Genomic DNA, 7637 nt, shown 5'->3' with positions numbered 1-7637 from the left:
TTTGCAACTGGAATCATCTCATACATGGCTGACTGATTACCTCGACGCGAGCGCCACTTTATTAATCCACGTTGCTTAAGTTCATTTCGCGCCCTTTCAATGGTTCTTCTTTTCAAGCTTGTCTTGACTTCAAGGGTTGATATGGCTACCGTAAATCCCAGTTTCCATCGGTATTTATTGTTTATGTGCATCAATGCGCTCCATAGAACAATGGCCGATGCAGAAACAGGATTTAGTTCGAGCAAATCATAGAAGTCATTCATCTCTTTAATATAATTTCTTTGCGCCATCAGTTTCACTCCAGTCTAAAAAGGATTTTTGTTCATTGTTATCTCAAAACCTTTTTGAGCCAAATACGTTTTCCTTCTAGTAGTTTTAGTTATTTCATCTAAGAAGAGCTCTGGATCACCATTACCTTCTGATAGATGCAAGAGTACTATTTCTCTTACTTGTTTTAAATCGTTGCTTTTAAAGAATTCTTTCAAGTTCTCTAAAGAAAAGTGAGAAGTTCTAAGTCTATGCCCTAGTATTTCCGGAACATAGTTATTTTCAATATTTCTAGTCAGAATATCTTCAGAGTAATTACATTCGATCATAATGTGATTCAATCCCTCAAATTGCCATTTAAGATAATAAGTATCTGTTGCAAATAACAATTTCCCCATTTCTTCATGTTGTATCAAAAATCCAAGTGGTTCTCTAGCATCGTGTTCTGCTTCAAATGCTAGAATTTTAAAGCCACCAAGTTTAAACTGTTCTCCGCTTTTTATAGTTTTAATTCTATGATGATCTGCAGCGCAAGCTTCTTTTGTGCCCTGGCTAGTATATACATCTAGTCCCATCTGTGCAGCATTTAATAAAGCTTTACTGTGATCTTTATGTTCATGGGTGACTAAGCACCCACAAACATTTCTGAGCTTAAAATCAAGACCCTTTTTGATTTCCTTAAAATTAAGACCAAGCTCTAATATCAATACTTCATTATCATTTCCCAATAGGTAGCAATTCCCTTTAGAACTACTTCCCAAAACTTTCATAATCATATCTAAAAACCTGGACCCTGAGTCGTACTATTTTGATTGATTGTCTCTTGAACTGGTTTTTGTACCTTTTCTTTTACTTCTTCTGTTTTTTCGTTTTTCGATTCATCTTTAACTTCTTTAAGCTCATTTTCTGGAACATCTACTACACGTTCTTCATCAAAGTCTATTTTCTTTGAGTTTGCATTATTTGGCACTCTAGGACTATCTGCTTGTTGATCTTCATATTCGTTACCAAGAGATCTATTATAGGCTTCTATAAGCACATCTGAATCATCTGAGACATTTACGAACCATTTACACAATCTATTTATTACAGTTCTTTTTGCCATTTCTTCTGGGAACTTCTTGTGTACGTCCATACCTTTTGAAGAACTTTGTTTCCAGGACGTATCTATTTGATTCTTATTCATTATTTCAGTATGTTCTTCATCACCACGGATAATAATTGCATATGCTCCAATTATCTTTGTAGTATCTATATTTTCAAGTTTTTGCTTATGTTTTACTACTCTCTTTTTCCCTCTATTAAGTTCAAATTCAAATTCGTCACCTTCATATATAACTTGTGCAAATATATCATCTACCGCTGACAATCTTTTAGTAACAGCTATAGTTCCAAAATAACTTCTCATAAGAGTCAACTGATTACCTCTGACTATAAAATAACACTGCTTCTTAATTGGATTAAGTCCCTGGACTACCATATCTAAAAGCGTAGTTGATACGCTAGATTTGGTGCACACTTCACTTGCAGGTTTATCATCTTTATTTTTGACAGTATTTAGTATCATTAGCTGAGCACTTTTTAGTGCATTGCCAGGACTATAGTTTGGTGGAAAATTAAGCTGTCCCGATGCTTGTAGTTCTTCTACCTTTGAAAGTACTTGATCAGCTACATCGCTAATCGTCATTAAATTAGTTTCTTTTTCACTCATGTTCTCTACCTCCAATTTTTAAAATATACTTTTGCTATGCTGTTATGTTCTCAATTATCAAGTCTTCATCAAACGATACTATTAGATTAATAGTTTGCGTATCGATTACTGGTACATGGTTTATACTTTCTTTGTTATCTATAAAAATAGGTGCTTTTATATCGTAATGATTCATAAGAGTTTCAATGATATCTAAGCCTACTTCTATCTTCGCTGCACTATTTAAATCATTGTATGGAACTCCAAAGAATGTAACATCGCAAGACTCTTCAGTTCCACCATTTACCAATGTATTAAAAAGTCTAAATCTTGCTTTTTGGAATTTTTTGTTTGCTATTTCTTCAATCATCACAACTTTTTGTCTCACAAATTCATCACACAATTCTTCATGATTTTCAAGATTCGCAATTTGTTCTCCAAGATATTTTTCTCTATCTTTTAGTTCCTCAATTCTTGCTTGAGTCTCTTCGCATCTTCTGATTTCTTTAATTTCAGCATTTAGTTCATGTTGTTTCTTTTTAAGAGTATCTATTTCTGCTCTTAATTTATTAATCTCAGCATCATCAGGTTTCTTAATTTCTTTCTCGAGAATAGAAACATGTTCTTTGAGATTTTTTAGTTCATCATCCTCAGCAATTTCTCCTGGTACAAAGTTTTCTATATTCGCTTTGATAGTTTCTATTTCAGATTTAAGAATCTCGCTTTCATTAGTAAGTCCTTCAACTACCTCTAAGCATTTTTCATTATCAGATTCAAGATGACTAATGCTTTCTTTTTTATCTGTACCATCTTTTGTTATGCGGTCAAGGTCTCTTTGCTTTTGAGCGTAGAAATTATCTTCCATCGTTTTTAATTTTTCAGCTCTCTCTTCTTCTGGAAGAAGCTGACCACACGTAGGACAAGTAAAATCATCTTTTGATTCAAAGGATCTTGTATTTACTTCAAACCATTGATCCCTAAGCTCTGAGCATTGATTCTCATATGCTGCTATTTTTTCATTATTCTTTTCTATTAGTTGATTGTTATTATTAATATCTCTAGTCTTCAGCTCTAACATTCTCTCTTTTTCTCTGAGTTCCATCTTTGCTTCCTGAAGAGGTCTTTCACTTTGAGTTTTCAGTTCATATTCTTTAGACTGCACTTTATTTTGTGCCTGGTAATACTCTCTTTGCTTTTCATTAAATGCTTGAAATACAAGTGATTGATCATCTATTTGTCTATTCTTCTCTTCAATTTCTAGTTGAATTTTGTCTATATTGGCATTTAGAACATCTTCATTTGAAAGTACTGCTTTTGGTAAAGTTTTATTTGCTTCATCAATTCTTACTGGAATCTCTTTCAATTCTCTATTTAGTTTTTTCCTCTGCCCTGCAGTTATATTTTTAAAACTTTCTATGCCTTTACCTTTCAGTAAATTCTTTAAATCTTTCAATTCATCGCTAGAATTTATTACATCATCATCGCTTATCTCTCCAACGATACTCATAAGAATATCTCTTCTTTCCTTCCAATGAAGTTTTTCATTGAAATAGTGAGGATTAGTAATAAGTTTAAACAAATTCTCTTCGACAAATGTTTTAATAAACTCAGTGTATTTACCTTTTGGAACTTCTTCTTCATCGATATAATAAATCGTTTCATTTCCGCTAAAGCGTTTGATTTTTTTGCCCTTTTCTTTAGTCCATTTCTCTCTATATATTTTCTTTAGCTCATATCTGATACCACTTATATTGATAGTTCCTTCTACAGAGTGCTCTATTCCCTCAATAGTTTTTCCGTGCATATCATATGTTTTAATCCCAAAATCCTTTTTATCCTTGCTATCCTTTCCAAACAACAACCAGGTAAATGCATCAAATATAGTAGTCTTTCCAGTTGCATTTTGTCCGGAGATATTCGTTTTTTCTGTAAAGTCAATTCTCTGATTTCTTATGCCTTTAAAATTTTCTAGTTTCAAGCTTATCAATTCAATTTTCATAATCTTTCACTTCTCCCTTCAATATGTTATAATTGTGGTGTATTATTTTTTTATGCACCCTGTCTGGTTTGCGAGACCTGCAGGGTTTTTTTGTATTATTTTTCTATGACATCCTGCTTAGTTTGCGAGACCTGCAGCGTTCTTTTCTTCACTAACAATTTGCTTTATCCTTCCATTTTCAATTACTAATATCATTTGTCCGCTATTACATATACTATTTGCTTCTGACAAAAGCTGATTTGAAAACACTTCTAGTAATTTAGGACTAATTCTGTATCTAATCATATTCACCCCTTCTTTCATTTGGATTTTTGATATATCCTTTTTGCTTCATTTTGAAATTCATTTCTCGACTAAGACTTCTAAGATTGAGTCCAAACTTTTCACTTACTACTACAAGAAATACATCCATGCATACTTTCACATCTGCAATTTGTTTAATCTCTTCAGCTATAGCTATCCAATCTTCATCTGATATGTCTTCTCTGTTTCTTTTATTCTTAAATAACTTCTTCAATGTTTGTATTGCGGTTATCATCTCAGAGCCTTCTTCAATGAGACATTCAAGAACTACAAGTAAGTTTGTATCTATATTGTTTAAGAATTCAACATTTAAAAGTCCTAGATTTAATTCATTTGTATATGCATGTGTTAGTCTAGGGTTATTAATATAGTTGACGATCAACAGTCCCACTTCTACTGGTAGTGGTGCTACTCCTGATTCAAACTTGCTAATAGCTGATTGAGTATATCCAATATTTATAGCTAAATCTTCTTGTCTAATGTTTTCTTCTTCTCTTATTTCTCTGAGTAATTCATAAAATCTCATATGCTGTCACCTCTCTATATTTGCTTTCCTCTTATTTGATCCCACCAGTCTAGCACTTGATTTGCATAGAATTTAAAACAAAAGATTATACCAACGATTCCAAATGATCCTACTGTTAGTACTGCAATTATTAGTAATGCTTTTGCTCTATCTACAGTTGATGCAACTGGAAGTAATTCATAAACTATTAAGTAAATCATAGCTATAGCTCCTAATGTCATTTGTACAGTTTTGAATATAAACTTTAATATTTGACAATATAGCGAAATGCTTTCATCTAATGTTTCTAGTACTAGTTCACTATAAGTTCTATCTCCGCATATATATTTGTTTTTAGATTTCATTCTTTTATTCTTGGTCACCTACTGCCACCTTCTCTCTAATTGGTTTGTTTACAAAACAAGAAATATCTATTTTTTCTTGTTGAATGTAACATTCTTCAAACTGCTCGATTGTGTAAATCCCTAGTTTATTTAGCTCCTTCCATATGTTTTTCTCTTTTTCATCGATGTTTGGATTTGGGATCATGGCATCCTCCTTTCATGTTGCTATGTGGTTGTATTCGGATTGATGATTTAGAATTATTTGAGTAATTCACTAGCATCAACTTTTAAAGCTTGAGCTATTCTTTTTATTACAAGTATCGATGGATTTTTCTTTTTACCTTTTTCCAATTCATTGATATATGCTTGAGAAACATCTGCTTTTTCTGCTAACTCTTTTTGAGTAAATCCAATTATCTTGCCTTATTTTCAATCCTAACTTGATCTAATTCTGCTATTGAGTAACCATAACAACAATAGTTGAAATCATAGTCGCTCTTCTCTACATTTAACTTTTTCCGATGTACTTTTATAAGTTTACAGATACACATTTTTTCATAAACCTGTACTACTTGAATTTTTCCTTTAACTCTATCTATAAAACCTAAGCTTTCTTTGGTAAACGGATTAATAACTTCTACCTTTTTACCGAGTACATAGAAATTATCACCTAATGATACGCAATCTTTTCCCCCATCAACTACGAAAGTTTTATAATCAAGTTGTTTTATTATTTGCATAATTCCCTCCTTTCATGTTGCTATGTGGCTGTATTCGGATTGATGATTTAGAATACAACTAATACCATGTTCTATTTTTTGTGTAATGTAAGCATTCAAATCTACACGTATGTGATCCCTATGTTCTGTTACTTTTGTTTGCTTTTTCTGATTCACCTAAGAATGATTGATGCTTAGCGTATGTTTCGTCGAATGCTTTTTTGGCTAGTGGTGATAGTTTTGAATAACCTTTGACTTGATTAATCATTTGATTAGTATCTCTCTTTATTGCTAAGCTTTTTATTTAATCAATAGCGTCTTAGTTTCCTTTTGTTTCTGTTTTAGATACTGATTTTTTAAAAAAAATCACTTCTATAGGCAGTTCTAAAAGTTTAGCTATTTTTTCTGCTTCTTCTAAAGAAAATTTTATTGTCCCATTTTCCTTTTTGTAATACGCAGCTGGCGTCTTCAGTCCCAGCATTTCTGCCATTTCCATAGCACATATGTTTTTTCTATTCCTAATTTCTCTAAGTTTTTCAAACATGATTTCACCTCCGATGATTTCTATTTTGGAAACTTCTTGTTTTAATTATAGTTTCTATTTTGGCTATTGTCAAGAACATTATTTTTTATTTTTTCCATTTTGGATACCTGATTTATTTTCCATTATGGATACTATATAATTATAGTGATATATATTATTTATTAAAAAAGGAGTATTTCTATGAGAATAAGACCATTAAGACAAGAATTTGGAATGACTCAAGAAGAATTAGGTAAAAAGATAGGTCAAACTAAGTCTAATATTTCTAAATATGAAACTGGATCATTAGAACCTAGTATTCAAACATTAAATTTATTAGCTGATATTTTCAATGTATCTGTAGATTATCTTCTTGGAAGAAGCGATGAAAGAAAACCAGATGAATCTGATTATGAAATAGTAACCCAGGCTTTCCACCTCTCTGAAGATGTCAGTGAGTTATCTCCTGAAGAAATCGAGCAAATTGATGATTATATTAGATTTATTAAATCTAAAAATAAAAAATAGCGGTGTCTGTTATAGACATCGCTTTTCTCTGTAAAAAACTATGAAATGAGGTGAAAAAATGTTTGCGTCACGACTAAAAACTCTTCGTAAAGAAAGAAATTTTTCTAGACTAGAACTTAGTTGTCTTCTATCAATATCTAAAAATGATATTGCTATGTTTGAGCAAGGTAAAAAGTTTCCAGATGAAACTACTTTAAATACACTAGCTGGTTTCTTCTGTGTTTCAATAGAGTACTTGCTAAATCAAAAAAATATTCTTAAAAAGAATTAAAACATCAGTATTGTTTTTGTATTATTATTGTAATTATTGTAATTTTATGACAATTAAGTTTTCAGTTCTGCTATAATAAAAATATACTTCCTTTCATTTGTGGCTATTCTAAAGGATTTGATATTATGCGTAGAACCGAAGAACTAGAAGAATTAATTGAGTTTTATGGAATTTCGTTACATATTACACCACTCACCTCTTCTGTTTCAGGCTTTTATTTTCATGATTCAATGGGAAGTAGAATTGTAATGAATAGCAATATCTATGATGCTAATGAATACCGTTCTGTCTTAGCTGAAGAACTTGGTCATCATCTTACTACAGTTGGAGATATAAGACCTCATGCCTACCCTCACTCTTTAAGAAATTCTTGTAATATCAATAAGCAAGAATTAAAAGCTGTGAAATGGGCTGCTGATTTTCTTATCCCAACTAGTGAGTTAATTGACTACATTAAGACTCAATCTAGTATAACATTAGATGCCATC

General features: G+C 31.6%; 15 protein-coding genes. 3 read left to right on the top strand and 12 right to left on the bottom strand.

Translation table 11 applies throughout. The features are described from left to right. From N4A40_16085 to N4A40_16030, 12 genes are all read right to left on the bottom strand, one after another. The coding region (locus N4A40_16085) for a hypothetical protein (protein ID MCT4663373.1) at positions 1-290 on the bottom strand (290 nt) is incomplete at its 3' end. A 15-nt stretch (positions 291-305) separates the two neighbouring features. Continuing rightward, positions 306-1043, bottom strand: a complete 738-nt coding sequence (locus N4A40_16080) for an MBL fold metallo-hydrolase (GenBank protein ID MCT4663372.1) — start codon at positions 1041-1043, stop codon at positions 306-308. Positions 1044-1045: 2 nt separating this feature from the next. Then, positions 1046-1978: a recombinase RecT gene (locus N4A40_16075; protein ID MCT4663371.1), complete on the bottom strand. Its 933-nt coding sequence runs from the start codon at positions 1976-1978 to the stop codon at positions 1046-1048. A gap of 34 nt (positions 1979-2012) precedes the next feature. Next, complete coding sequence (locus N4A40_16070) at positions 2013-3956, bottom strand: AAA family ATPase (GenBank protein ID MCT4663370.1); 1944 nt, start codon at positions 3954-3956, stop codon at positions 2013-2015. Positions 3957-4073: 117 nt separating this feature from the next. Continuing rightward, the gene (locus tag N4A40_16065; protein MCT4663369.1) at positions 4074-4241 is read right to left on the bottom strand and encodes a hypothetical protein; all 168 of its coding nucleotides are present in this window, start codon (positions 4239-4241) and stop codon (positions 4074-4076) included. Further along, the gene (locus tag N4A40_16060) at positions 4234-4785 is read right to left on the bottom strand and encodes a helix-turn-helix transcriptional regulator (protein ID MCT4663368.1); all 552 of its coding nucleotides are present in this window, start codon (positions 4783-4785) and stop codon (positions 4234-4236) included. The genes N4A40_16065 and N4A40_16060 overlap by 8 nt, the downstream gene beginning before the upstream one ends. A 14-nt stretch (positions 4786-4799) precedes the next feature. Further along, complete coding sequence (locus tag N4A40_16055) at positions 4800-5147, bottom strand: hypothetical protein (GenBank protein MCT4663367.1); 348 nt, start codon at positions 5145-5147, stop codon at positions 4800-4802. Then, positions 5134-5313, bottom strand: coding sequence for a hypothetical protein (locus N4A40_16050; GenBank protein ID MCT4663366.1), 180 nt, complete (start codon positions 5311-5313; stop codon positions 5134-5136). The genes N4A40_16055 and N4A40_16050 overlap by 14 nt, the downstream gene beginning before the upstream one ends. 53 nt (positions 5314-5366) lie before the next feature. Continuing rightward, positions 5367-5522: a helix-turn-helix transcriptional regulator gene (locus N4A40_16045; GenBank protein ID MCT4663365.1), complete on the bottom strand. Its 156-nt coding sequence runs from the start codon at positions 5520-5522 to the stop codon at positions 5367-5369. Further along, on the bottom strand, positions 5522-5848 hold the full coding sequence (locus N4A40_16040; protein MCT4663364.1) for a hypothetical protein: 327 nt from the start codon (positions 5846-5848) through the stop codon (positions 5522-5524). The genes N4A40_16045 and N4A40_16040 overlap by 1 nt, the downstream gene beginning before the upstream one ends. A gap of 118 nt (positions 5849-5966) precedes the next feature. After that, complete coding sequence (locus N4A40_16035; protein MCT4663363.1) at positions 5967-6095, bottom strand: hypothetical protein; 129 nt, start codon at positions 6093-6095, stop codon at positions 5967-5969. Between the two features lie 51 nt (positions 6096-6146). Continuing rightward, positions 6147-6371 carry a helix-turn-helix domain-containing protein gene (locus tag N4A40_16030; protein MCT4663362.1) on the bottom strand — a complete coding sequence of 75 codons (225 nt, stop codon included), beginning with the start codon at positions 6369-6371 and terminating at the stop codon, positions 6147-6149. A 180-nt stretch (positions 6372-6551) separates the two neighbouring features. On the opposite strand from N4A40_16030, the gene N4A40_16025 reads away from it, so the two are divergent. From N4A40_16025 to N4A40_16015, 3 genes are all read left to right on the top strand, one after another. Further along, complete coding sequence (locus tag N4A40_16025; GenBank protein MCT4663361.1) at positions 6552-6878, top strand: helix-turn-helix domain-containing protein; 327 nt, start codon at positions 6552-6554, stop codon at positions 6876-6878. A gap of 58 nt (positions 6879-6936) precedes the next feature. Continuing rightward, positions 6937-7149: a helix-turn-helix domain-containing protein gene (locus N4A40_16020; GenBank protein MCT4663360.1), complete on the top strand. Its 213-nt coding sequence runs from the start codon at positions 6937-6939 to the stop codon at positions 7147-7149. Positions 7150-7274: 125 nt separating this feature from the next. Continuing rightward, positions 7275-7637 (top strand): ImmA/IrrE family metallo-endopeptidase (locus tag N4A40_16015; protein MCT4663359.1); only part of this gene is annotated, 363 nt, incomplete at its 3' end.

The organism is Tissierellales bacterium (assembly GCA_025210965.1).
Taxonomy (GTDB): domain Bacteria; phylum Bacillota; class Clostridia; order Tissierellales; family JAOAQY01; genus JAOAQY01.
Note: the sequence above shows the minus strand (reverse complement) of the source record. Positions and strands in the feature narration are given on the sequence as shown.

Coding starts and splice junctions, on each gene's coding strand:
- N4A40_16080 (MCT4663372.1), bottom strand. CDS start 1,043: ATGATTATGAAAGTTTTGGGAAGTAGTTCTAAAGGGAATTGCTACCTA.
- N4A40_16035 (MCT4663363.1), bottom strand. CDS start 6,095: ATGATTAATCAAGTCAAAGGTTATTCAAAACTATCACCACTAGCCAAA.
- N4A40_16040 (MCT4663364.1), bottom strand. CDS start 5,848: ATGCAAATAATAAAACAACTTGATTATAAAACTTTCGTAGTTGATGGG.
- N4A40_16020 (MCT4663360.1), top strand. CDS start 6,937: ATGTTTGCGTCACGACTAAAAACTCTTCGTAAAGAAAGAAATTTTTCT.
- N4A40_16070 (MCT4663370.1), bottom strand. CDS start 3,956: ATGAAAATTGAATTGATAAGCTTGAAACTAGAAAATTTTAAAGGCATA.
- N4A40_16050 (MCT4663366.1), bottom strand. CDS start 5,313: ATGATCCCAAATCCAAACATCGATGAAAAAGAGAAAAACATATGGAAG.
- N4A40_16025 (MCT4663361.1), top strand. CDS start 6,552: ATGAGAATAAGACCATTAAGACAAGAATTTGGAATGACTCAAGAAGAA.
- N4A40_16030 (MCT4663362.1), bottom strand. CDS start 6,371: ATGTTTGAAAAACTTAGAGAAATTAGGAATAGAAAAAACATATGTGCT.
- N4A40_16075 (MCT4663371.1), bottom strand. CDS start 1,978: ATGAGTGAAAAAGAAACTAATTTAATGACGATTAGCGATGTAGCTGAT.
- N4A40_16060 (MCT4663368.1), bottom strand. CDS start 4,785: ATGAGATTTTATGAATTACTCAGAGAAATAAGAGAAGAAGAAAACATT.
- N4A40_16065 (MCT4663369.1), bottom strand. CDS start 4,241: ATGATTAGATACAGAATTAGTCCTAAATTACTAGAAGTGTTTTCAAAT.